Origin of the sequence: Corallococcus terminator (assembly GCF_049194865.1) — a bacterium.
GTDB classification, from domain to species: Bacteria; Myxococcota; Myxococcia; order Myxococcales; family Myxococcaceae; genus Myxococcus; species Myxococcus terminator_A.
On the sequence record NZ_JBLZWL010000022.1, the window covers coordinates 70,734 to 90,664 of the forward strand.

At 69.1% G+C, this 19,931-nt stretch carries 18 protein-coding genes; 8 read left to right on the plus strand and 10 right to left on the minus strand.

The annotated features are described in order from the left end of the window. Nucleotides 1-4: 4 nt before the first annotated feature. Both ACN469_RS09805 and ACN469_RS09810 read left to right on the plus strand, forming a co-directional pair. Nucleotides 5-2,248, plus strand: a complete 2,244-nt coding sequence (locus ACN469_RS09805; RefSeq protein ID WP_498766462.1) for an ATP-binding protein — start codon at nucleotides 5-7, stop codon at nucleotides 2,246-2,248. 27 nt (nucleotides 2,249-2,275) lie between these two features. Further along, complete coding sequence (locus ACN469_RS09810) at nucleotides 2,276-2,956, plus strand: TFIIB-type zinc ribbon-containing protein (RefSeq protein ID WP_498766464.1); 681 nt, start codon at nucleotides 2,276-2,278, stop codon at nucleotides 2,954-2,956. Between the two features lie 18 nt (nucleotides 2,957-2,974). Here the strand turns inward: ACN469_RS09810 and abc-f are convergent, their stop codons facing one another. After that, entirely contained in the window at nucleotides 2,975-4,945 is a 1,971-nt protein-coding gene (gene abc-f / locus ACN469_RS09815) for a ribosomal protection-like ABC-F family protein (RefSeq protein ID WP_498766466.1), read from the minus strand. Between the two features lie 255 nt (nucleotides 4,946-5,200). Between abc-f and ACN469_RS09820 the strand changes: the two genes are divergently transcribed. Continuing rightward, nucleotides 5,201-6,754, plus strand: a complete 1,554-nt coding sequence (locus ACN469_RS09820; protein WP_498766719.1) for a serine/threonine protein kinase — start codon at nucleotides 5,201-5,203, stop codon at nucleotides 6,752-6,754. A gap of 45 nt (nucleotides 6,755-6,799) precedes the next feature. Here the strand turns inward: ACN469_RS09820 and ACN469_RS09825 are convergent, their stop codons facing one another. Further along, complete coding sequence (locus ACN469_RS09825; protein ID WP_498766468.1) at nucleotides 6,800-7,543, minus strand: SIR2 family NAD-dependent protein deacylase; 744 nt, start codon at nucleotides 7,541-7,543, stop codon at nucleotides 6,800-6,802. 105 nt (nucleotides 7,544-7,648) lie between these two features. On the opposite strand from ACN469_RS09825, the gene ACN469_RS09830 reads away from it, so the two are divergent. Further along, nucleotides 7,649-8,134: a GAF domain-containing protein gene (locus ACN469_RS09830; RefSeq protein WP_498766470.1), complete on the plus strand. Its 486-nt coding sequence runs from the start codon at nucleotides 7,649-7,651 to the stop codon at nucleotides 8,132-8,134. Nucleotides 8,135-8,197: 63 nt separating this feature from the next. Here ACN469_RS09830 and ACN469_RS09835 read toward each other — a convergent pair whose 3' ends face one another. Beyond that, nucleotides 8,198-9,109 carry a pseudouridine-5'-phosphate glycosidase gene (locus tag ACN469_RS09835; RefSeq protein WP_498766472.1) on the minus strand — a complete coding sequence of 304 codons (912 nt, stop codon included), beginning with the start codon at nucleotides 9,107-9,109 and terminating at the stop codon, nucleotides 8,198-8,200. Nucleotides 9,110-9,169: 60 nt separating this feature from the next. Here ACN469_RS09835 and ACN469_RS09840 point away from each other — a divergent pair, with 60 nt between their 5' ends. Next, entirely contained in the window at nucleotides 9,170-10,117 is a 948-nt protein-coding gene (locus tag ACN469_RS09840; RefSeq protein ID WP_498766474.1) for a DMT family transporter, read from the plus strand. Between the two features lie 97 nt (nucleotides 10,118-10,214). Here ACN469_RS09840 and ACN469_RS09845 read toward each other — a convergent pair whose 3' ends face one another. From ACN469_RS09845 to ACN469_RS09855, 3 genes are read right to left on the minus strand one after another with little or no spacing between them, the layout of a single operon-like run. Continuing rightward, nucleotides 10,215-11,930 (minus strand): FHA domain-containing protein, encoded by a 1,716-nt coding sequence (locus ACN469_RS09845; protein WP_498766476.1) that lies wholly within the window; start codon nucleotides 11,928-11,930, stop codon nucleotides 10,215-10,217. Nucleotides 11,931-11,983: 53 nt separating this feature from the next. Beyond that, nucleotides 11,984-13,156 (minus strand): DUF2314 domain-containing protein, encoded by a 1,173-nt coding sequence (locus ACN469_RS09850; protein ID WP_498766478.1) that lies wholly within the window; start codon nucleotides 13,154-13,156, stop codon nucleotides 11,984-11,986. Next, nucleotides 13,156-13,770: a deoxynucleoside kinase gene (locus ACN469_RS09855; RefSeq protein ID WP_498766480.1), complete on the minus strand. Its 615-nt coding sequence runs from the start codon at nucleotides 13,768-13,770 to the stop codon at nucleotides 13,156-13,158. Before ACN469_RS09855 ends, ACN469_RS09850 begins: the two co-directional genes overlap by 1 nt. A gap of 238 nt (nucleotides 13,771-14,008) precedes the next feature. Between ACN469_RS09855 and ACN469_RS09860 the strand changes: the two genes are divergently transcribed. From ACN469_RS09860 to ACN469_RS09870, 3 genes are all read left to right on the plus strand, one after another. Beyond that, complete coding sequence (locus tag ACN469_RS09860) at nucleotides 14,009-14,797, plus strand: lysophospholipid acyltransferase family protein (protein WP_498766482.1); 789 nt, start codon at nucleotides 14,009-14,011, stop codon at nucleotides 14,795-14,797. An 11-nt stretch (nucleotides 14,798-14,808) separates the two neighbouring features. Then, entirely contained in the window at nucleotides 14,809-16,197 is a 1,389-nt protein-coding gene (locus ACN469_RS09865) for a tetratricopeptide repeat protein (RefSeq protein ID WP_498766484.1), read from the plus strand. 111 nt (nucleotides 16,198-16,308) lie between these two features. Beyond that, nucleotides 16,309-16,893, plus strand: a complete 585-nt coding sequence (locus ACN469_RS09870; protein WP_498766486.1) for a hypothetical protein — start codon at nucleotides 16,309-16,311, stop codon at nucleotides 16,891-16,893. A 108-nt stretch (nucleotides 16,894-17,001) separates the two neighbouring features. Here ACN469_RS09870 and rplQ read toward each other — a convergent pair whose 3' ends face one another. The 4 genes from rplQ to rpsK form a co-directional block, all read right to left on the minus strand. After that, nucleotides 17,002-17,415: a 50S ribosomal protein L17 gene (gene rplQ, locus ACN469_RS09875; protein ID WP_498766488.1), complete on the minus strand. Its 414-nt coding sequence runs from the start codon at nucleotides 17,413-17,415 to the stop codon at nucleotides 17,002-17,004. A 182-nt stretch (nucleotides 17,416-17,597) separates the two neighbouring features. Continuing rightward, nucleotides 17,598-18,620 carry a DNA-directed RNA polymerase subunit alpha gene (locus ACN469_RS09880; RefSeq protein WP_498766490.1) on the minus strand — a complete coding sequence of 341 codons (1,023 nt, stop codon included), beginning with the start codon at nucleotides 18,618-18,620 and terminating at the stop codon, nucleotides 17,598-17,600. A 160-nt stretch (nucleotides 18,621-18,780) separates the two neighbouring features. Continuing rightward, a complete protein-coding gene (gene rpsD, locus ACN469_RS09885) occupies nucleotides 18,781-19,407 on the minus strand; it encodes a 30S ribosomal protein S4 (RefSeq protein WP_141644010.1) in 627 nt (208 codons plus the stop codon). A gap of 72 nt (nucleotides 19,408-19,479) precedes the next feature. Beyond that, complete coding sequence (gene rpsK / locus ACN469_RS09890; protein WP_141644009.1) at nucleotides 19,480-19,920, minus strand: 30S ribosomal protein S11; 441 nt, start codon at nucleotides 19,918-19,920, stop codon at nucleotides 19,480-19,482. Nucleotides 19,921-19,931: the final 11 nt, after the last annotated feature.

A 19,931-nucleotide genomic window follows, 5' to 3' on the forward strand; every position in this document is an offset into this window, starting at 1 on the left:
GCCCATGGACATCCGGACTCAGAGCGCTCTGCTGGCATCCATCATCGGCCTGGCCCTGGGCGTGTCCATGTTGTTGCGCCCGGCCCGGCCGAAGGTCCTCACCCTGTACTCCGTCTTCGCTCTGACGGTGGCCGGGTACTACCTCTCGTTCTTCTTCCACAGCCTCTTCCCCGCGGCGACCTACCCCTGGGCAGCCCGCATCACCCTGGGCATCACCGTGTTCGTCGCCTCGCTCGTCCCGGGCGCGGCTGTAGGGTTCTTCCTCGAGTTCTTGGATGTCAGCAAGGGGACACACCAGGTCGGCCGCCGGCTTGCCCTCCTGTCGGTCTTCCTGGGCCTGGCCGTGGCCGTCACCCCCCTGGCCGACAAGGTGTGGGCTCGCGTGGCCATGGGCGTCTGGGTGCTCGGCTCCCTGCTCGCTTCGGTGTCGTTGCTGCTCCACCGGGTCAGGACGAACGAGTCCCGCATCGAGCAGCTGAGGCTGATGTACCTGGCCATCGGCGCGGCCGCGGGCATCCTCTTCTCGGCGCTCGACTTCCTGGGCACCGTGATTCCGCTGCCGACGCTCGGGCCCGTCTTCACCACTCTGTACCTGTTCTTCCTCGCGCAGACGCTCTTGCGGCTGCGGCTGATGGACCTGCACGAGCTGCTGGGAAAGATTGCTTCCCAGACGGTGCTCGCGGTCATCCTGGCCGCCGTCTTCACCGTGCTGACGGCGTGGGTGGACGAGGACACGGGGCTGTTCGTCTTCAACACGGTGGTGGCGGCCTTCGTCATCCTCATCCTGTTGGACCCGCTGCGCACGAAGGTAGAGGAGATGGTGGTGCGCATCTTCTTCCGCGAGCGCTTCGCGCTGCTCGACGCGCTGGGGATGCTGCGCGCGAGGATGGCGAACGTCATCGACATCTCGGAGCTGGCGCGGCTGGTGCTCGACACGCTCCACGAGACGGGCCGGGTGACGCACGCGTCGGTGTATCTGCTCGCGGAGGACCGGCCGGGGTATCGGCTGCTGGACTCGCGGGGGCCGTTGCCGGTGTCGTTCCTGGACACGGCGGCGGCGCGCGGCCTGTTGTTCGCGGTGGCCAGCGGGCAGAAGGCGGTGCTGCTGGAGAACGTGGAGCGGCGCGGCGCGACGATGCGGCTCCAGTCGGTGGAGGGACGGCGCTACCGCGACGAGCTGAAGCGGTTGAACGACACGCGCGCGTCGCTGGTGCAGATGAAGGCCGGCATCACCGTGCCGCTGGTGGGAAATGATCGGGTCATCGGCTTCTTGAATCTCTGGGACGAGCGGGTACCGGAGGCGTACGCGTCCGACGAAATCGCGCTCATCCTGGAGGTGGCGGAGAAGCTGGCGACGGTGCTGGAGAACTCGAAGCTGTACGAGAAGATTCGAGAGCGGGACAGACTCGCGGCGCTGGGTGAGATGGCGGCGGGCCTCGCGCACGAGATTCGCAATCCGCTGGGGGCAATCAAAGGCGCGGCGCAGTGCCTGGACCCGATGCGGCTGCCGGGTGAGGACGGCGAGTTCCTGGAGGTCATCGTCGAGGAGGTCAACCGCCTCAACGGCGTGGTGACGGCGTTCCTCGACTACGCGCGGCCGATGAAGCAGAGCTTCGGGCCCACGGACTTGAACGAAGTCGTGACGCGGACCATGCGGCTCATCCAGAACGACGTGCCCGCCAACGTCCAGCTCGCGGTGGAGTTGGACCTGCTGCTGCCCCGCGCGGATGGAGACGCCGAGCAGCTCAAGCAGGTGCTCATCAACCTGGTGCAGAACGCGGTGCAGGCGCTGGACACGCGCGAGGGCCGAATCACGGTGCGCACGGAGAAGCCGGAGCGCTTCGGAGAGTTCCGCAACGCGGGGGGCGAGGTGCTGGAGGTGCGCGTGTCCGACAACGGGCCGGGCATTCCGACGGACCAGCAGCCGCACATCTTCGTGCCCTTCTTCACGACGAAGCAGAAGGGCACGGGGCTGGGCCTCGCCATCTGTCAGCGCATCGTGAAGAACCACGGCGGCAGCATCTCCGTGCAGAGCAAGGCGAGCGAGGGCACCACGTTCATCATCCGCCTGCCCGCGCTGCCGGCGGAGAAGCCCGCGGAGGGGCTCATCGCGGAGGGCACGGGCACCCCGCCGCCCGCGACGAGAATCTCCCAGTCGTTCCCCGTGCCGGAGGAGCTGCGCGAGCCCCCTGCCCCGTCGGCCCCGGAGCCTCGGCCCAAGCGCGAGCGGCGACGTCGAGCAAGCTGAGTGGGATTGGGGCTAGGCTGTCTGCCCATGAGCGCCTGCCCCTTCTGCCACAAGACGATGCGCCCCACCTTCCTGGGGGGATTGCCCCGCGAGGAGTGTGGCCACTGCGGCTCCGTCTGGTTCGAGGGCGAGGCGCTGACGAAGGTGATGGGCGGCTCGGTGTCCGACGCGCTGGTGCGCCGCGCGAAGGGCCACGCGGGCATGTGCAAGGGCTGTCAGGCGAAGCTCCAGTACGTCCCGGAGTGTCGAAGCTGTGGAACCCCCGCGCCGAGCTGTCCCCGGTGCGGGCATGCCCCGCTGCCCGTCGTGCAGGTGCTGGGTGTCACGGTGGAGGTGTGCTCGGACTGCGCGGGCGTGGCGTTGGACCCGGGTGAGCTGCAGCAACTCCAGCAGGCGGCGGCGACCCATCGCAACGCTCCCCTGGACGTGCGGCCCACGCTCAAGATGGGGCGAACGACGTCCTGCGCGGAGTGCAAGCGCGAGGTGAAGCCCCGCTACGGCTTCGTCTATGAAGAGGCGCTGTACTGCGGAAGCTGCGCGCCCGAGGGCTCCGCGCCCTTCACGGACGAGCTGACGAAGGCCTCTCCGACCTCCGAGATGGACACTCCGCATGCCTCTGGCTACACCGGAGCGATGACGGCGCAGTACACGGGCGACGCCACCGGCTCCGCGCTGATGTGGCTGTTCGGCCGCGTGTTCGGACAGTGAGCTGAAGCCTGGGTCGACTCAGCCCAACGAAGCCGTCGCCTGCGCCAGCTTCTCCTGCGCGGCTTCCCACCGCGCGTAGAGGTCTTCCAGCGCATCCTTGCCGTCGCGGTGCGCATCCATCAGCGGCTTGGCCCGAGCGAAGTCGTTGTAGAGGACCGGGTCGGCGAGCTGCGCCTCGCGCTCCTTCTGCGCGGTCTCCACCTTGGCGATCTGCTCCTCCAGCTTGGAGATCTCCTTCTTGAGCGGCCCCTCCACCACGCTGCGCCGCTGACGCGCCTCGGCCTCCTGCCGCTTGCGCTCCTTCTCCGACATCGCCACGGAGGACGCAGTGTCCCCCCGGGCGGCGCTCGCGCCACCCGCCGCGGCCTCCGCCTTCAGCCGCTGCTGCTCCTGGTGGTACAGGTAGTCGTCCAGGTTGCCCGGGTGCGGCGTCAGCTTCCCGTCCGCCACCTCCCATACCTGGGTGCACAGCCCGTTGATGAAGCTGCGGCTGTGGCTGACGAACAGCAGCGTCCCGCCGTACAGCTTCAGCGCTTCAATCAGCATCTCCGCCGAGTCCAGGTCCAGGTGGTTGGTGGGCTCGTCCATCAGCAGGAAGTTGGAGGGCACCAGCAGCAGCTTGGCCAGCGCCACGCGGGCCCGCTCTCCACCGCTGAGCACACCAATCGGCTTCTCCACGTCGTCGCCGCTGAAGAGGAAGGCGCCGAGCACGCCGCGCACGTAGCTCTCCGGCTTGTCCGCCGCGAGCGGGCGCACTTCCTCGATGATGGTGTTCTGCCGGTCCAGCTTGTCCGCGTGGTGCTGCGCGTAATAGCCCACCACCACGTTGTGGCCGATGGTCACCGTGCCCGAGTCCGGCACCAGCTCCCCGGCCACCAGTCGCAGGAGCGTCGTCTTGCCCGCGCCGTTGGCGCCCACCACGGCGATGCGCTGGCCGCGCTCCACCCGGCCCGACAGGCCGTCGTACACGGTCTGCGCGCCATAGCGCTTGGTGATGCGCTCCAGCGACACCACGTCGCGCCCGCTCCGGTCCACCTCCGGGAAGCGGAACTTCATCGTCGAGCGCTCCTCCAGGACCTGCACCTTCTCCAGCTTCTCCAACATCTTCGCGCGGCTCTGCGCCTGCTTGGCCTTGGTGGCCTTCGCGCCGAAGCGGTCGATGAAGCCTTGCAGCTCCGCGCGCCGGTTCTCCACCTTCTCCGCCCGGGCCTGGAGGAGGACCTTCTCCTCGGCGCGCAGGCGCTTGTAGTCGTCGTAGTTGCCGGCGTACTCGCGCACGCCCTCCAGCTCCAGCGACACCACGCGGTTGATCTGCCGGTTGAGGAAGTCCCGGTCGTGGGAGATGAGCACCAGCGCCTTGTTGGAGCGGCGCAGGAAGCCGTCGAACCACGCCAGCGTGGGGACGTCCAGGTGGTTGGTCGGCTCGTCGAGGAGCAGCAGGTCGGGGTCCTGGAGCAGCAATCCCGCCAGCGCCGCGCGCATCCGCCAGCCGCCCGAGAGGGCCGAGGTGGGCTTGGCCAGGTCGTTGTCCTTGAAGCCCAGGCCCTTGAGGATGCGCTCGGCGTGGTGCCGGCCGAAGCGGTTCTCGAAGTCGTCCAGCTCCGCGTGCAGGTCCGCCAGGGACTGGGCCAGCTCGAGCAGGTCCTCCTCGTCGGTGGCCGCCGCCAGGGCCTCCTCGGTCTCCTTGAGCCGGGACTCCAGGGTGTCGCGCCCCGGGACGGTGCTCATCACCGCCTCCACCACCGTGCCCTCCGGCAGCCCGGCGATTTCCTGGGGCAGGTACCCCCACCGGGCCCGCCGCCGGTAGGTCAAGGTCCCCGAGTCCGGCTGGGCGACGCCGGCCAGGATCTTCATCAGGGTGCTCTTCCCCGTCCCGTTGGCCCCGACGAGGCCTACACGGTCCTTGGGGCCGAGGGTGAAGCTGTCGCTGTCGAAGAGGACCTTCTTTCCATAGGAGAGGCTGAGGTCCTGGGCGATGACGAGGCTCATGGCGGCCGGGGGTGTAACAGCCCTGGGCTCCTCGGGAAATGGCTCAGATGCCTGCCCGGTGAGCATGGGGGCCAACGTCCCCTTTCCGGACCTGCCCGGGGCCTGCCTATACTCCGGCCCCACATGGCTGCCCCCTGTCCCCATTGCGGAAGCACCGACGGCGTCGACCACCTCTGCTCAGGCCAGAGCCTCCAGCTCATCGGCCAGGTGCTCGATGGCCGCTACAAGATTGAGAGCGTGCTCGGCCAGGGCGGCATGGGCATGGTGTTCCGCGCCACGCAGACCTCGGTGCAGCGCCCCGTCGCGGTGAAGACGCTCAACCCGTCGCTCGCCGCCGCTCCCCAGTTCTTCGAGCGCTTCCGCCGAGAGGCGGAGATCGCCAGCCGCCTGCGCCACCCGAACGTCATCACCATCTTCGACTTCGGCCGCGCGCCCGACGGCACCTGCTACTACGTGATGGAGCTGCTCCAGGGCGAAAGCCTCAAGGAAGTGGTGAAGCGCGAGGGGCCCATGTCCCTGCGTCGCGCCACCAGCCTCATCGAGCAGGCCACCCAGGGCCTCGCCCACGCGCACCAGGAGGGCTGCGTCCACCGCGACCTCAAGCCGCACAACATCATGGTGATGGACCTGAGCGGCCGGGACTTCGTCAAGGTGCTGGACTTCGGTCTGGTCAAAGCGCTCGAGGCCGAGGAGGAGGAGCAGCTCACCTCCACCGGCCAGGTGCTCGGCACGCCGCAGTACATGCCTCCGGAGCAGGCCGGCGGCGAGGCGGTGGACCAGCGCTCCGACCTGTACTCCATGGCGGGCGTGCTCTACTTCTGCCTCACGGGCAGCTCGCCCTTTGGCGCGAACACCGTGCGCAAGGCGCTCACCGCGTCGCTCACTCAGCAGGTGCCGGCCGTCAACACCAAGCGCCAGGGCGCCCCGGTTCCCGCCGCGCTGGACGCCTTCTTCCGCAAGGCGCTGTCCCCGGAGAAGGAGGACCGCCACCAGACCGCGCAGGAGTTCATGGACGCGATGATGGACTCGGTGGCGGACGTCAGCGCCGAGCAGTTCGATGCGATGCCCAGCGGCGGCGCCAGCTCCGGCGTCAGCGACCGTGGCAGCGGCAGCCGCGCGAGCAGTCGCGCGGGACGTCCGGGAGCAGGCAGCGGCAGTGGGGTGCGCTCCTCGCGCGTCGGCGCGTCCCCGGGCCGTGGCTCCACGCCGTCCAACGTCGTCATCGCGCGCAGCCAGGCGGGAGCGCCGGGTGGCAGTGGCTCGTCGCCCAGCCGCGTCCGTCCTCCCCCTGGCCGAGCCGCGCCCACTCCTCCGCCGCCCCCGCCCGAGCCGGAGGGCATGTCCACGGGCAAGAAGATCGCGTTCGTCGCGGTGCCGCTGGTGCTGCTCGGCATCGGCGCGGCGGTGGTGCTGGGAGGAGGCCAGGGTGGCTCCAAGCAGCCGGCGACCCAGGTCGTCGAAGTCCCTCGGGACAGGCCCGCGAATCCCACGCCGACGCCGACCGAGGCCGCGCCGCAGGAGCTTCGGGTGAAGTTCAACTCGACGCCGTCCGGGGCCGCCATCTACGAGGGTGACGAGCAGATCGGCACCACGCCGATCGAGCTGATGCTCCCGCGTGACAAGTCCCACCAGCTCAGCTTCCGGCTCGCGAACCACAAGGCCGAGGAGCGCTCGCTCAACTTCAGCCGTGTCGCCGGGAACAGCCAGACAGTGGACGTGACGCTGGAGCCCATCCGCGTCGCGGGCCCGCCCAAGCCCAAGCCGCCCCGGCCCACCAACACCGGCCAGGATATCAACGTCTTCGAGTAGGCGCCTGGCGGCTCCCGTTCCCCTGGGAGCCGCCCTTCCCCGCCCTCAGACGAGCTTCCCCAGCTTCGGGAGCACTTCTCCGCTCTTGCCGTGCACGGAGTGCTGGAAGCGCCGCGAGTTCTCTGCGGGGTCCAGGTTGATGAGCCACGTCTCCCCGCCCGCGGCGCTCACCTGGTCGACCAGACCGGCCGCCGGGTAGACGGCGCCGGAGGTCCCCGCCGCCAGGAAGACGAAGCGCCCGCCGGAGCTGGCCGCGCGCAGCGAGAAGTCCTGGATGCGCTCCAGGTCCGCGGGGTCCAGGTACTCGCCGAACCAGACGATATGCGGGCGAAGCAGGCTGCCGCAGTCCTTGCAGCCGGGCACGGTGCCAGCCGCGTACACGGTGGTGTCGTCGAAGGGCGCGCGCTTGCACTCGTCGTTGCTACAACGCGTCTTGAAGAGGTTGCCGTGCATCTCCACCACGCGCTGGCTGCCCGCACGCGAGTGCAGGCCGTCCACGTTCTGCGTGGTCAGGAGGAAGCGGTCGCCCAGGTGTCGCTCCCAGGCCACCAGCGCGTCGTGCCCGGGGTTGGGCGAGACGCCGGAGGCCCCTGCTCGCCGCTGGGAGTAGAAGCGCCACACCCGCAACGGATCCTTCGCGAAGCCCTCGGGCGAGGCCACCTGCTCCACGGGCTGATCTTCCCAGAGCCCGTTCATTCCTCGGAAGGTCGGGACTCCGCTCTCGGCGGAGACGCCCGCTCCGGTGAGGACGAGCAGCCAGGTATTTGAATCGAGAAGGAGCGTTTCCACGGTGCCTCCTGTGCGGCGTGGGATTCAGGATATGAAGCGTGGGACGACGATGACCGCGCCGAGCCCTGACGGGCGGGTGCGGAGACCTGGCTCGAGGCCCCCATCATGGCGGAAATCACCCTGGACCTGCGCGCGGCCCCCAAGGCGCAGGCGTACGAGGAACTCCAGCAGCACGTGCAGGCGGCGCTCGCCGGCATGGACGACCCCATCGCGGGCATGGCGACGATGAGCTGCCTCATCCACCACGCCTTCGGCCACCTGTGGACGGGCTTCTACCGGGTGGTGACTCCGGGGAAGCTGCTCCGAGTGGGTCCCTACCAGGGCACGCTGGGGTGCCTCGAAATCAAGTTCGGCCAGGGCGTCTGCGGAACGGCCGCCGCGAAGGGCGAGACGCAAGTGGTCGCGGACGTGCACGCCTTCCCCGGACACATCGCCTGCGACGCGCGCTCCGCCTCTGAAATCGTGGTGCCGGTGTACGGGAAGAACCGCGAGCTGCTCGCGGTGCTGGACATCGACTCCGCGAGCAAGAACGCCTTCGACGACCTGGACCGCCAGCAGCTCGAGCTGATGATGCGCTGGTTTCAGCAGTAACACCGTGGCGAGAGTACCCGAGGGCGCGGGAAGCCTGGCCCGCGCCCCCAGGAGTGACTGTCTTCAGTCGCCGCGCGCGTAGGCCACGGCGAGCTGTCCGGCGAAGCGGGCGTTGTTCACGAGGAGCGCGAGGTTCGCCTTGAGCGTCTTGCCTCCCGTGCGCTGCCCCAGCTCCCGCAGCAGGAAGGGCGTGACGTCCTTGCCCCGGATGCCCTGCCGCTCCGCTTCCGCGAGGGCGGAGGCGATCTGCAACTCCACCTCGTGACGAGGCAGCGCGGTCTCCTCCGGTGGCGGCACGGTGTAGAGCACGCCACCCTGCCCCAGCGTCTCGAAGCGGGCGCGAGCGATGCGCGCGGCGGTGGCCACGTCGTTCACGCTGTGCTCCAGGGTGATGCCGGAGTCACGGCTGTGGAAGGACGGCAGCTCGCGCGTGCCCACGCCGATGACGGGGACGCCCGCGGTCTCCAGGAGCTCCATCGTCTTGGGCAAATCGAGCACGGACTTCGCGCCCGCGCACACGACGGCCACGGGGAAGCGAGCGAGCGCGGCGATGTCCTGGGAGATGTCCCAGTGATCCGAGGCGCCTCGGTGGACGCCGCCGATGCCGCCCGTGGAGAAGACGCGGATGCCGGCCGCGGCGGCCAATTCGCACGTGGCGCTGACGGTGGTGCCGCCGGAGGCACGGGTTGCCACGGCGATGGCCAGGTCGCGAGAGCCGAGCTTCAGCAGGGGCTCCTTGCCCTCCGCGAGCCGGCGCAGCTCCGCGTCCTCCAGACCGATGCAGACGACGCCATCCATCACTGCGGTGGCGGCGGGCACGGCGCCGGCGCGGCGGATGGCCTCCTCGCAGGCGCGGGCGGCGGCGAGGTTGTCCGGGTAGGGAAGCCCCTGGGCCACCACACTCGTCTCCAGGGCGACGACGGGCTGCCGCGAGTCGAGGGCGCGACGCACCTCGTCCGAAAAGCGTAGGTCCATGACGCGCGTTTAAGCCACGGCGCGGCATGGGGACAAGCCGAGCGGCGGGGAAACGTCGGCTTGCGCGAAGAATCGCTGGGCCTTATTCCCTCGCGCGCCGTGTCCACGACTGCCGCCAGTGTCTCCGCTGCGCCGCCGCGCGCCTTCTCGGCGTCCGACCTGGCCATCCTCGGTGTCGTCGTTGTCTGGGGCACCAACTACACGGTGGTGAAGGAGGCCTTGGGGACGATTCCGCCCCTGGCCTTCATGTCGGTGCGCTTCGCGGTGGCGTCGGTGGCCATGGCGGTGTTGCTGCTGGCGGTGGAGGGCTGGAAGCCGCTATCGAGGCCGGTGTTCTTCAAGCTCGCGGTGCTCGGGCTGGTGGGCAACACGGCGTACCAGCTCTGCTTCATCCTGGGGCTCTCGAACACGACGGCGGCCAACAGCGGGATGTTGGTGGCGGTGACGCCCGTGCTGGTGGCTGCCCTGGGTGCGGCGCTGGGAGTCGAGCGGCTCAACCGTCCGCTGGTGATGGGCATGTCGCTGGCGGTGGTGGGCATGCTGCTGGTGGTGGCGGCGCGCGGGCCGTCGCTGGGCACGAACACGCGGCTGGGAGACGGGCTCATCCTCGTGGCCTGTGTCTGCTGGGCCATCTACACCGTGGGCATCCGCTCGCTGGGCAACGAGGTGTCCGCGCTGAGAATCACCGCCATCACGATGCTGATGGGAGCGCCGGGAGTGGTGCTGGCGGGTGCGCCCGCGGTGCTCGCGCTGGACATGGGGAGCATCGGCCCCAGTGCGTGGGCGGGGGTGGTGTACTCGGCGCTGATTCCGCTGGTGCTCAGCTACTTCATCTGGGGGCGGACGGTGCAGCAGGTGGGCAGCGCGCGCGCGTCGCTCTACAACACGGGAGTGCCCGTCGTGGCGGCGCTCACCGCCTGGGGCGTTCGTGGCGAGAAGCCCACGCTGCTCCAGGCCGTCGGCGCGGCGCTCATCCTCGCGGGGGTGTTGCTCAGTCGCAGGAAGTGACGCCGAGCCACCGCTGAGCGCGGGCACGAAGCCAACCCGAGCCGTGTCAACGCCTGTCTCGCCGCGAAGCATGACGCCGAGCCACGGCCCCGCTGAATCAGCGCCCCTCTTCCCCGCGCCGCCCCCGCTCCACCGCGAGGCCGTACTCCTCTATCTTCTTGTCCAGCGTGGGGCGGCTGATGCCCAGCAACGCGGCGGCGCGGACCTTCTTGCCTCCGGCTTCCCGCAGCGCCTCGGCGATGGCGTCGCGCTCCAACCGTCCCACGCGAGCCTGGAGCGTCTGGGTGTCACTGGCCGGGCCGCCCTGCTGGACCTCCGGAGGAAGCTGCAGCGCCCCCACCCGGCCTCCGGCATAGAGCAACCCGAGTCGCTCCCCCACCAGCTCGAGCTCCCGGACATTGTGCGGCCACGGGTAGTCCGCCAGCAGGCGCCGAGCATCCGCGCCCAGGACGGGAGGCTCCCGTCGCACCCGGCGAGCTGCTCGCGAAAGGAAACCATCGAACAGCGCGAGCACGTCCGCCCGGCGCTCCCGCAGCGGAGGCACCTCCAGCTCGAAGCCCATCAGCGTCCGCGCGAGCGCGGCATCCACCTCGCCCCGGGTACCCAGCAGGGCCACCGGAACTGAAGCCGTGACGAGCAACCGCACGTCCACGGGCTCCTCGCCGCCCTGTCGAGCCGGAGCCACGCGCCGGGCCAGCAATCGCGCCAGCCGCTCGGCCAGGTTCCGGGGCAGCGCATCGACGTGCTGGAGCAGCAACGAGCCCCGGTCCGCGCGCAGCAACGCGGAGGCCCCTGGAGGCTGCCCAGGCGCGCTGGCGCGGCCAAAGAGGGCCTCGTCGACGGCCTCCACGGGCTGTCGGCAGTCCACCACCACCAGCGGCTCCAGCGCCCGGGGCGAGCGCGTATGGACGACCCGGGCCAGCAGCGTCTTGCCCGTCCCCGGCTCGCCATACAGCACTACCGGCGCGGCGCTGTTCGCCGCCCGGCGAGCCCCATCCACCAGCGCACGCAAGGGCCTGGACGTCCCGAGGAGCACGGGCGCGGGAGACTCGGCCTCCATCCGCGAGCGCACCGCCGTATACGCCTCACCGCCGAGCCGCCCGAGCGCCGCGAGGAGCTGTCCCTCTCCCCCTGTGAAAGAGGAGTCCGCGCGCGTCGCGTAGAGCACGCCGAAGGGCATGCCACCGGAGGCCACGAGCGGCGCGCACATCTCCGTCTCCGCCTGCACCAGTTCCTTGCGCTCCATCGCCACCTGCGCCAGCGAGCGGGGCACGGACATGGACTCCGCGCCCGACACCGCCGCGGTGAGCAGCCCGGTGTTGCTCCCCAGGAGCGCGGCGGCGCGGTCCGCGCTCAGGGCCCGGGCGACTTCATCCGCCAGGCGCCGCAACACCATGGCCTCGCTGGTAGCGCCCAGGAGCGCCGTGCCCGCCGAGTACAGCGCCGCCGCCGCGCCCACGTGAGGCAGCACTTCTTCAATCGGCACATGGCCTGGCGACGTGGGGCCGCCCTCCACCAGCGTCACGGGCGGGGGCTCGAAGACAGCCATCGTCAGGCCCACCCGGACGCGGTCTCCGGGATGCAGCACCACCTCTTCGCTGATGCGCACGCCGTTCAGCAGCGTCCCATTGCGCGAGCCCAGGTCCGTCAGCCGGACCTCTCCCTCGTGGATCGTCAACTGCGCGTGCTTGCGGGAGACCTGGTCATCCCGCAGGGGGATTTCACAGGAGGGGCTGCGGCCAATGGCCATGTCCGAGAGCACCTCGTATCGGCGCCCCGCGGACGGGCCAGTGAGCAGCAGGAGTGCGGGCATGGGGCGCGGAGCCTAGCGTCCCGGAGGACGCGGGCAAGCACCGCCGCGTCGCCCTACATCGGTCGCTCTGCGTTGAGCAGGGCCCGGATTTCCCCTTCATCCAGGGCTCGACCCTCTCGGCTGAGCGCCAGCGCGTTGACCTGGGTCTCCTCGACCTCGACGTGGGCGCCCTTGCGCCACTCGGTGGTGTGCACCGCGCCATCCACCAGCTTGCCCACGAGGGTGCCGTCGTCCCGGGCCATCAGCTCCAGCCAGAGGTTCTCCACCACCGTGTTCCCGTCCGGGTGGGTGTCGAAGGGAGCCCGCACGAGGAAGGTGAGCGGCTCCATCAGCCCCCGCCGCTGGAAGCGCGCCAGGAAGGAGGGCAGGAGCGCCTGGGCCTCACGGCGCATGGACTCCGTCTGCTCCTCGGGCTCCTGGGTGAAGCGCTCCCGGTACGGAACGAGGAGCTGCGACGTGTTGTGGCGCCCCAAGGGGGACACCACGGTGAGGAACAGTCCCTCGTGTCCCTCGAAGGTCTCCAGCGGCACGCCGAGCAGGTTGGCGCGCGCCTCCTCGGAGGGCACCACCATGAACGGCTGTCCCTCGCTGGTGCCCACCTGGGAGCGCAGCGCGGGCCCCTGACCGAAGGCCAGGTCGGTGCACAACTCGTGCAGGAAGCTCTCCGCCGGCAGCAGGTCCTGCTCCGCCAGGTGGAAGATCTCCAGGTCCCTCGCTCCGAACTTCTCCATGCCGTGCGAGTGAACCCACAGCGGCGTGTCGCCCTCCGTCACCTCCACCGCGTGCAGGTGGACGTGGTCCCGGATGTCGAAGTCCAGCTCCGTGATCTCCACCACGTCCTCGGGCTCATGGAGCTTGAAGGCCGCCAGGTCCACCAGCACCCCGGGCACGTGCTCCAGCAGGGTGCGCACGGCCCACAGCGCCTCGAACACGGGCAACGTGGGCTGCGCCCCGCCCGGCTCCAGCGACAGGTGGTAGTAGGCCTTCGCCTTGCCCAGGCGCGAGAAGGCCTCGGGACTGCCGCTGTACGAGGCCTTGTTGAACTTGGGCAGGCCCTCGGGCCCCACCGTCAGCCGGACATTCACCTCCGAGCTGTCCGCCCGGAGCACGAAGCCCTGGCCGTCCTCATCCGGAGTGAACTCCACCTCGTCCGTCGCGAATGAGGCACGCAGGGCATCCAGCGGCGCGGGCCCTTCCTGCTCGGTCGCCAGGAGGTAGACCTCCATCACAGGTGCTTCTCGATTTGCTGAAAGAGGTCCACGCGGTCCACCAGGTCGGTCAGGTAGTCGAGCTTGTCGGTGGCCAGCACCAGGACTGGAGACAACCGGTAGGCATCGAACCATTCCTCATACAGGGCATTGAGGCGCTGGAGGTAGCGGGTGGGGATGTCCTTCTCCATGGAGCGGCCACGCAGGGCGATGCGCTCCTTCAGCGTCTGCACGGGGCAGCGCAGGTAGATCATCAGGTCGGGCGGACGCAGCGACTCGGAGATGGTCTCGTAGAGCTCGCAGTACGTCTTCCAGTCCCGCTTGTCGATGAGCCGCTGGCGGTGGAGGTTCTTGGCGAAGATCTCCGCGTCCTCGTAGAGGGTGCGGTCCTGCAGCACGGTACCGGGCGTGCGCTCCAACTCCCGGTGGAGGCGGAACTTGTGCGTCAGGAAGAAGAGCTGTGAGCGGAAGGCCCACGTCTTCATGTCCTTGTAGAAGTCCGCGAGATAGGGGTTTTGGTCATTGGGCTCGAAGGACGGGGTCAACCCGTACTTCCGGCAGAGGAAGGACGTGAGCTCCGTCTTCCCGGCGCCGATGTTGCCCGCGATGGCGATAAACTTTTTCCTGGCCACGCCACCCCTGCTTGTAACCCCGCCAAGCGGCGCGTACCAGCAACAAGGTGAGGAAGGCTCGTGGTAGAAGAAGTGCATGCCCCCGTGTCGTCCCTCTCGCCGCGCCCCTGGGCGCCGCCACCTTCCGGGGTGCGGCCGCTTGTCCGGCCGTCCGGGACAGGACATCTCGCCGTGGGGCTGCCCTCGGACCGCGACTTTCGCCGGCCCGACGAACCGGCCCCGAGGAGGGGGCTGAGGGATGCGTAAGCTCTTCTGTGTCGTGACGGCGGGCGTGTGGACTCCCGTCTCTTTCGTCCTGGCCATCCTGGCGATGGTGTTGACGCTGAGGCCGGCCAACTCCGTCTGGGTGGCTCGCAAGATATGGTCCCCGGTGTTGCTCTGGGCTGGTGGCGCGAAGCTGGAGGTCCTGGGCCAGGAGCACCTGGACCCCAAGCGGGCCACCATCTACGTGGCCAACCACCAGTCCACCATCGACATCCCGGCGCACTTCATGGCCGTGGCGGTGCCTTTCCGTTACGTGGCCAAGAGCCAGCTGAAGTGGGTGCCGTTCATCGGCTGGTATCTCGCGCTCGCCGGTCACGTCTTCGTCAACCGGAGCAACCGCTCCAAGGCCATCGCCTCGCTGGACGCGGCCGCTGCGAAGATTCGCGCCGGGACGAGCATCTTCCTGTACCCCGAGGGCACCCGCTCCCCGGACGGCCACATCCTGCCCTTCAAGAAGGGCCCCTTCGCGCTCGCGTTGAAGGCCCGGGTCCCCATCTGCCCCGTCACCATTGAGGGCTCCGGCGACCTGATGCCCAAGGACAGTTGGAACATCACCCCCGGCACCATCCGCGTGAAGATCGGCAAGCCCATCGACACCACGGGCTTCGCGGAGAATGACCGGGAGGGCCTCGCCCGCGCCGTGCGAGAGGTCATCATCGCCGACAGCCTCGCGCTGGGCGGCAAGGGTGGCGACCCCGAGGACTCCGTCGCCGCCGCGGGCCTCGAAGGCATCAGCGCCGCCCGCGCCACCTCCACGAACTGAGACGTTCTCCCGTGACGACGACTCCCGCCTTCCGCTTTCGCCCCTGGGCCCGCGCCGCCGTACTCGGTCTGGGTCTGCTCGCCGCCGGCTGCGGCCACACCACCTCGGCCACCACGGGCGCGCCCCGCCCCACAGACGAGCGCTCCCGGGCGCGGGCGTACCTGGAGGAGAACCAACCGCAGAAGGCGCTCGGACTCCTGAAGGACCTGCACGCCAAGGCACCCGAGGATCTGGACGTGGCCCGCACGCTGACGGAGGCCCAGGTGAAGGCGGGCCGCACGGACGCGTGGATTGAAGAGCTCCAGGGACGCATCGCCGCGGGCGAGCGCGCGGTGGACCAGTACATGCTCGGGCTCGCGCTGTTCTCGCGAGCGAAGGACGCCGGCGCACCGGCCGTGGCTGCCTTCGAGCGCGCCATCACCCTCTCCCCGGACACCGCCGAGTACCACCACCGCCTGGGTGTCGCCCGCCTGGAGTCCGAGCAGTACGCCGCCGCCGTGGAGCCCCTGCGTCGCGCGGCGGCCCTCGCTCCCGAGCGCACCGCCTGGCGCCTGCCGCTGGCCAAGGCGCTGCACCGCACCGGTGACTCCGCGGGCGCGGTGGAGGCGCTGGGAGTCGTCGTCCGAGGCCGCCCTACCCCCGGTGATGTGGCCACCGCGCGCGCGCTGATGGAGCAGGTCAGCGACCCGTTCGGCGGCTTCCCCAAGGCGGCCGAGGCCAAGCTGGAAGAGGGCCTGCGCTACCTGAACGATCTGGACGCGCCCCAGCACGCCATCCTCGCCTTCGAGGAAGTGCTGCACGACTACCCGGACCTGGCGGTGCTGCACTCGCTGCTGGGGCTCGCATACCAGCGCCTGGACGACGCGGGCCGCGCGGTGGACGAGTTCAAGCAGGCCATCGAAAGCGCGCCGCGCGACGGAAAGAACCACCTCTACCTGGGCGAGCTGTACGCCTCCCGCCAGCGTCCGGACGCGGCGCGCGCGTCGTTCGAGAAGGCCGTCGCGCTGCATCCGCTGCTGGACGCGGCCTGGTTCCGGCTCGGAGATCTGCACCTCGAGCGGAGAGATCTGGTGGCGGCCCGCGAGGCCTTCACCGTGGCGGTGTCGCTGCTGCCCGACTCCATCCCCGCACGGGGCAAGCTGGCGCTCGTGTACCAGTTGGAAGCGGACTACCCCGCCGCCGAGCGCGAGCTGCGCTACGTGGTCGGAAAAGACCCGGAGAATGTGGAGTTCTCGCTGCGGCTGGGGCTGCTCTTCACGGAGCAGTCGATGAAGTCCTCGCGCCCGCAGGTGAGGAAGTCGGCGGCCGAGGAAGCGGAGCGCTGGCTCTCCAAGGTGCTGGAGGCGCAGCCTGAGAACGCGGTGGCATCGCGCGCGCTGCAATCCCTCAAGGGCCAGTAGCCACCAACGGCATGTGCCCTCTACACTTCGCGCCCGATGAGTGATGGCCGCAAGTCTCCGCGCACGGTAACCAATCCCGGCACTCAGCCCCGGACACCGAGCAGTCCGGGCATGCCTCGCACGCCGACGGACCCGGGCACCTTGCGGGTGATGACGGCCGCGCGCACGGCGCCGCTCCAGAAGGGCAAGCAGGACGGTGCCCTGAGCAAGCGGCTCGCGGGCGAGGCCTCCAATCAAGCCCTCAACGCGCTCTCCATCCTGAAAGAGTTCGCGGGTGACTTCCGTCAGCGGGATCGCTTCTTCAAGTACAAGGCGTCCATCGTCGCGGGGTGGGTGGCGCTGACGGTGGCGAGCTTCGTCATCGCCTGCCCTGGCAGCTCCATGCAGACGGGTGACATGGACGCGCGGCTGGTGCTCAGCGACAAGTTGGATCGGCCCTCCATCACCATCTGGAACGAGAGCAAGGAGGCGTGGAAGGACGTCACGCTCATCGTCAACGGCCAGTACCGCGCGGCGGTACCGTCAGTGGGCGCCGGGGAGTTCATCACGATTACCCCCAAGCAGCTCATGGGGACGGGTGGCGCCGCGCCCGCGGACCTGCGCTTCGACACGCTGGAGATGCGCAGCAGCGACGACAGCGCGAACCTCACCGAGGACCTGGGCAAGGAGTGGAAGCGCCTCCTCGGTCCGAAGTAGCGAGCTCCTCGGAACCCCGCAAACACGAAGGGCGCCCTTCCCCTCGGGAAGAGCGCCCTCTGCGTTTCCACCCGCCCCTCCTCACGAAGGGGCGTGCGGATGACGGCCTTACTCGGCCTTGGTCTCTTCGGCGGCAGGAGCCTCGGCGGCCGCGGCCTTCTTCTCGGGCCGGTCCACCAGTTCCAGGAGGGCCATCTCCGCGGCATCACCCCGGCGGAAGCCGAGGCGGATAATGCGGGTGTAGCCACCGGGACGGTTGGCGTAGCGGTCCTTGTACTCGCTGAAGACCTTCTGCAGCACGTCGCGGTCCTTCACCGTCCGAGCCGCCAGACGCACGTTGGAGAGCCCACCGCGCTTACCCAGCGTGATGATGCGCTCCGCCAGCTTCCGGGCCTCCTTGGCCTTGGGAACCGTGGTGCGGATGGCCTGGTGCTCGAGCAGCGAGGTGACCATGTTCTTGAGCATCGCGAGCCGGTGGCTCGTGGTGCGGTGCAGCTTCCTTTGTCCTACCCTGTGGCGCATCGTCGTGCTCCGAGGCCCCGCGTGGGGGCCACCACTCCGGCCGTATCAGGTACCGGGTGGGAAGGGTGAGCCCGACACGGGGCTCACCACTGCTGGTCAGGTCCAGTCAACCGCCCTGGACCCCTTCCCTCCGCGCCGCGTACCGCCATGTCGCGGGCACGAAGGAAAGTACCACGAATACTCTACGCCTTCGGCGCCGCCGGGGCCGGAGCCTGCTTCGGGGGCCAGTTCTCGAGCTTCATGCCGAGCGACAGGCCCATCTCCGCGAGGATCTCCTTGATCTCCTTCAGCGACTTGCGGCCGAAGTTCTTCGTCTTGAGCATCTCGGCCTCGGTGCGCTGCACCAGGTCGCCGATGGTCTTGATGTTCGCCTGCTGCAGGCAGTTGGCGGAACGCACCGACAGCTCCAGCTCGTCCACCGAGCGGAACAGGTTCTCGTTCAACTTCGCCTCTTCCTTCGGCGCCTCGGCGATGACCGGCTCCTCCGTCTCGTCGAAGTTCACGAAGACGGTGAGCTGCTCCTTGATGATCTTCGCCGCGTACGCCACCGCGTCCTGCGGGGACACCGAGCCGTCCGTCCAGACCTCGAGCGACAGCTTGTCGAAGTCGGTGACCTGACCGACGCGCGCGTTGGTGACCTGGTAGTTCACCTTGCGCGTGGGCGAGAACAGCGAGTCGATGGGGATGGTGCCGATGGGCGCACCCAACACCTTGTTCGAGTTGGCCGGCACGTAGCCACGGCCGCGGCGGCACGTCAGCTCCATGCGGAGCTTGCCACCCTCGGAGATGGTGCAGATGTGGTGACCGGGGTTGAGGATCTCCACGTCGGCGTCGGTGATGAGGTCACCCGCCTTGACCTCCTTGGGTCCTTCGGCCTCGATGCGCAGCGTCTTCGTCTCGTTCGTGTGCATCCGAAGGAGGACTTCCTTCAGGTTCAGCACGACGTCCGTGACGTCCTCGGACACCTCGGGGATGGTGGTGAACTCGTGGTCCACGCCCTCGATCTTCACCGAGGTGATGGCCGCGCCCTGCAGCGACGACAGGAGCACCCGGCGCAGCGAGTTGCCCAGGGTGGTGCCGAAGCCACGCTCCAGCGGCTCCGCGACGAACTTCCCGTAGGTGGGCGTCAGGCTGTCCTGGTCCACCTCCATGCGGCGCGGCTTGATGAGGTCACGCCAGTTCTTCGCAATGTACGTATCAGCCATGGTGTACGACTCCTCGAGACGTGCGCCACCACCGACTTACCCACCGGCACGGCGGGAGGATGGCCACGTAGGGGACTGCGGATAAAGCACGACGCCCCGGCCTCGTCGGCCAGGGCGTTGAGTACCTCGTCCAGGTGCCAGCTGCGGCCTGGCGCGGGGACTACTTGGAGTAGAGCTCCACGATGAGCTGCTCCTGGATGGGCATGGTCAGGTCCTCGCGGTTGGGGACCGTGCGAACCGTGCCCTTGAACGACTTCTTGTCCAGGTCGATCCACTGCGGAACGCCACGGCGGTCCACCGTCTCCAGCGCCTCGGAGATGCGGAGCACCTTGCGGCTCTTCTCCACGACCTCGACGGACGTGCCGGGCTTGATGGAGAACGAGGGGATGTTGACCTTGCGGCCGTTCACCTGGAAGTGGCCGTGGCGAACCAGCTGGCGCGCCTCGTTGCGGGTGTCCGCGAAGCCCATGCGGAACACGACGTTGTCCAGGCGGAGCTCCAGCTGCTGCAGGAGGTTCTCACCCGTCTTGCCCTTGGCGGCGGACGCGCGGTGGTAGTAGCCGCGGAACTGATTCTCCAGCAGGCCGTACATGCGCTTGACCTTCTGCTTCTCGCGCAGCTGCACGCCGTAACCAGAGAACTTCACGCGGCCCTGGCCGTGCTGGCCGGGGGGATACGGGCGGCGCTCGATGGCACACTTGTCCGTGTAGCAGCGGTCGCCCTTCAGGTACATCTTGAGGTTTTCGCGCCGGCAGATACGGCAAGCGCTCGCGGTGTAACGGGCCACAGACTTCTCCTTAAAGGTGATCTGGAGCCGCCCCCACGCCCGTGAGCGCGAAGGGCGGCCCGGACGAAGGGGTTAGACGCGGCGGCGCTTGGCCTGACGGCACCCGTTGTGCGGGATGGGCGTCACGTCGCGGATGAGGTTGATCTTCAGACCGGCGGCGGCCAGCGCGCGCAGCGCCGACTCACGGCCCGCGCCCGGACCCTTCACGAACACGGACACGTTCTTCAGCCCGTGCTCCATCGCCTTCGCCGCGGCATCGCCGGCGGCCACCTGGGCGGCGAACGGGGTGGACTTGCGGCTTCCCTTGAAGCCACGCGCCCCTGCCGAGGACCAGGAGATCACGTTCCCGGACACGTCCGTGATCGTGATGATGGTGTTGTTGAACGTGGACTGGATGTGGACCACGCCATTGAGAATGCTCTTCTTGCCCTTGCGCTTGGCCTTCTTCGCGGCAGGGGCCTCGCCCTCGGTGCCCGTGGGCGCCGCAGCCGAAGTATTGGTCTCGTCAGCCATGTGAGTTGCTG